This is a genomic window from Francisella noatunensis subsp. noatunensis (assembly GCF_009823375.1).
Lineage (GTDB): Bacteria > Pseudomonadota > Gammaproteobacteria > Francisellales > Francisellaceae > Francisella > Francisella noatunensis.
On the sequence record NZ_WBSX01000151.1, the window covers coordinates 1 to 3443 of the forward strand.

Genomic DNA, 3443 nt, shown 5'->3' on the forward strand with positions numbered 1-3443 from the left:
TAGCTTTTTAACTTTACAGGATAGCTTATGATTATTTGAAGTTCTGCGGCTTTGATATAGCTTCTGTGCTATCTCAGCATTATAGTCACTATTTATACTAGTGCGATTAAGTTCCTTTTTTATAGCTCTTTCACTATAGCCAATTTTATTGGCTATTTGAGATGTTTGGTATCCTAATTTAAGTAATTCTTCTATGCAATATCTATTTGAAAGAGTTAAGTGCTTTGGCATTTTTTAGTTCCTTATCGTTTATTTTAGTTTCGTCAAAACCTAATAAACTATATTTGGAACTCTCTTTCAACTATTTAAAACTTTCAGAATACAATCTAGCTTTTTTATTATCCTAATAATTATTTGTGTATTCTCGAAAAGCTATCTTAGATATTTTGTTATCATCATAACAATTATCTACTATCTTGTGGGTAGTGGCGTCATTGGTAATATCTTGGCTAAACCTCTTAGATTAGAATCTACAAATATTAAACAATGTGCAAATACTAAAGCGATAATCTTACTAGGAGCTGGTATTAATCATGTATTTGATAAATTAGAACCAAGCATTAGTGCTTATGATCGTATTCTCAAAACTGCTGAGGTTTATAACCAATATCCTCAAGATATCATAATAAGTGGAGGTTATACTTCAGATTATAAGTTATCAGAGGCTGAAGTTTATGCTGATATTCTCTATAATTTGGGAATTCTAAAATCAAAAATAAGATTAGAAAAACAATTTAGAAATACCTACGAAAATGCTCGATTCACCAAACAAATCTTAAACGATAAGAGTGCTAAATATTGTTTAATTACAGGAGGTATTCACTATCAAAGAGCTAAATTAATTTTTGATAGCTTCAATATAAATACAATAAACATTGCTTCATCTAAAGTAACTCCTGAAATAAGTTTTCTCCCTAATGCATATAATTTTTATATAACGCAGACAATAATTCATGAGTATTTAGGAATTGTTAAATTTTACTTATCCGTTAAATAAAGTAATATTCTAATTTCATTAAAACATCAACCCAAGATTGAAGAAAGATTTTAAAACTATATAATGATACAAATGTAGTAATTAAATATTGTGGAATGAGATGTTCAAAGAAATGATACTAAAAGTCGTAGTTATATTTGGCCTTACCATTGGTATGCTTTTTTTGCTTTTAGATACTTCTGATGCACATGCTGTAAGCAATCCACCTATTCTCGAAATAGTTTCGTTTGAAACCTCTAAAGACACTTCTACTCAACAAGTACTAAATTTATCTAGTAAAGTAACTCAAGACTTAAAAAACTACGAAGGATTCATAAAGAGAACACTAACACAAAATACTAAGGATCCAAATCAATGGGTTGACATCATCGAATGGAAATCTATAGATGATGCCCATACAGCTATGAATCAAGCCCTTAAAAATAAAGATGTAGAAGCATTTCTTAAGTTAATGAAAAATGGCTCTAGAATTTATCAAACGAAATCAGAATATTTAAGTATTCAATCTCAGGCATCTTAAGATCTAAAAAGTTAATTACTTTTTTTCTAGACGGGAGAATAATTAGAATGATTAAACACCTAAAATATCTAATAATAATTATTATATCTATTAACGGTTATGGATATAGCCAGACAGTTAGCATAGCCGCTGCACAGATGATAATCAAACAGCAGTCTTTTGATGAGTTTGCCAATGATATGAACAGACTAACTAAACAAGCTAAAGATCAAGGTGCTGAAATCGTAGTTTTTTCCTGAAGATAACACTGTAAACTTAATTGATGATCTACCATGGAATAAGCAAAGTATAGTTAAACTTAGTGAATATTATAGTCAAACTAAAAACTTAATAGCTAATCTCGCTAAAAAATACCAGATAATTGTTATAGGTGGAACTATTGCTAAAAAAAGAAAGATAAAATATCTAATACTGTTTTAGTAGGTTTACCTAATGGTCAAATAATAAAAAATGATAAAATTTATCTAACTCCAGAAGAAAGAAATGTTGGCTATAATAAGTTTGGTAAAAATATATTAGTACTAGATTATAAAGGTACTAAGATTGCTGTTGTAATATGTTACACAAGTGAATTTCCGAATGTCTCTGAACAATTTTCAAAAGTTAAGCCAGATATTATAATCGCACCATCTTACACAAATGATTTGTACGGTTTAAATAGAGTTCATACTGCAATGAAAATGTTGTCAATCCAAAATTTTGCATACGGAATTGTAGTAGGTATGGCTTCAGGCTTAGATAAACAAAATACCCAAGGAGTTGATGGGGTAAGTCAAATAATTTTTACATCTCCTCAAAATAAAGCTTTTAGACTTAATCATCTAAATATGGGTAATTTTAATAAAGAAGATGTAGTTGTCGAAAAATTAGATGTTACAAAATTACACCAAGCTCGTAAAAATTATGATGCATTTCCTAATGCAGATATTAAATATAATCCAACACTATCGACTAAATTAGTATCTATAACCCAATAAAAATATTTAAATAGAATAACTTCAATTTTAAGCTATAATTTCTACACAGATTTAAATTTAAAAATTAGTTATGAAATATACTAAACTTGGTAAAATTGATATTGATGTTAGTAGAATATGTCTTGGTACTATGACTTGGGGACGTCAAAATACTCAAGATGAAGGCTTTGAGCAGATGGATTATGCTCTTGCTCAAGGTATTAACTTTTGGGATACTGCCGAAATGTATGCGATCCCCCCTACTGCTAAGACTTATGGTAAGACCGAAGAAATAATTGGCAACTGGTTTAAAACAAGGCAGAAACGTAGTGAATGTAATATTAGCGACTAAGTTTTCGCCTATGACATGAGCTAGAAATGAGCAAAACCCTATCACTGATAAGACAAATATTATTGACGCTGTAAATAATAGTCTAAAGCGCTTACAAACTGATTATATTGATTTATACCAATTCCACTGGCCAACAAATAGACCTCACTATCATTTTGGTAACTGGTGGAATTTTGAACCTCTAGCAGGTCAATAAAATAAACAACGTATAGTTGATAATATCCATGAAATTCTAATTCTTCTAATATTAGTTAGAATGATACATTAATTTAAAAAATTTATTAAAAGCTAGATTGTATTCTGAAAGTTTTAAATAGTTGAAAGAGAGTTCCAAATATAGTTTATTAGGTTTTGACGAAACTAAAATAAACGATAAGGAACTAAAAAATGCCAAAGCACTTAACTCTTTCAAATAGATATTGCATAGAAGAATTACTTAAATTAGGATACCAAACATCTCAAATAGCCAATAAAATTGGCTATAGTGAAAGAGCTATAAAAAAGGAACTTAATCGCACTAGTATAAATAGTGACTATAATGCTGAGATAGCACAGAAGCTATATCAAAGCCGCAGAACTTCAAATAATCATAAGCTATCCTGTAAAGTTAAAAAGCTA

General features: G+C 29.2%; 4 protein-coding genes and 2 pseudogenes. 5 read left to right on the plus strand and 1 reads right to left on the minus strand.

The window, feature by feature from the left end; translation table 11 throughout:
• On the minus strand, window positions 1-231 hold a 231-nt coding region (locus tag F8C69_RS09670; protein ID WP_159183974.1), incomplete at its 3' end, for a helix-turn-helix domain-containing protein.
• An 88-nt stretch (window positions 232-319) separates the two neighbouring features.
• Between F8C69_RS09670 and F8C69_RS09675 the strand changes: the two genes are divergently transcribed.
• The 5 genes and pseudogenes from F8C69_RS09675 to F8C69_RS09695 all read left to right on the plus strand — a co-directional run.
• On the plus strand, window positions 320-997 hold the full coding sequence (locus tag F8C69_RS09675; protein WP_236352451.1) for a YdcF family protein: 678 nt from the start codon (window positions 320-322) through the stop codon (window positions 995-997).
• Window positions 998-1097: 100 nt separating this feature from the next.
• Window positions 1098-1517: an antibiotic biosynthesis monooxygenase family protein gene (locus tag F8C69_RS09680; protein ID WP_159185012.1), complete on the plus strand. Its 420-nt coding sequence runs from the start codon at window positions 1098-1100 to the stop codon at window positions 1515-1517.
• A gap of 47 nt (window positions 1518-1564) precedes the next feature.
• Window positions 1565-2494: pseudogene (locus F8C69_RS09685) on the plus strand (nitrilase-related carbon-nitrogen hydrolase).
• A gap of 70 nt (window positions 2495-2564) precedes the next feature.
• Window positions 2565-3018, plus strand: a pseudogene (locus F8C69_RS09690) (aldo/keto reductase); the annotation flags it as partial.
• Between the two features lie 194 nt (window positions 3019-3212).
• Window positions 3213-3443: helix-turn-helix domain-containing protein (locus F8C69_RS09695; protein WP_159183974.1), on the plus strand; the 231-nt coding region annotated here is incomplete at its 3' end.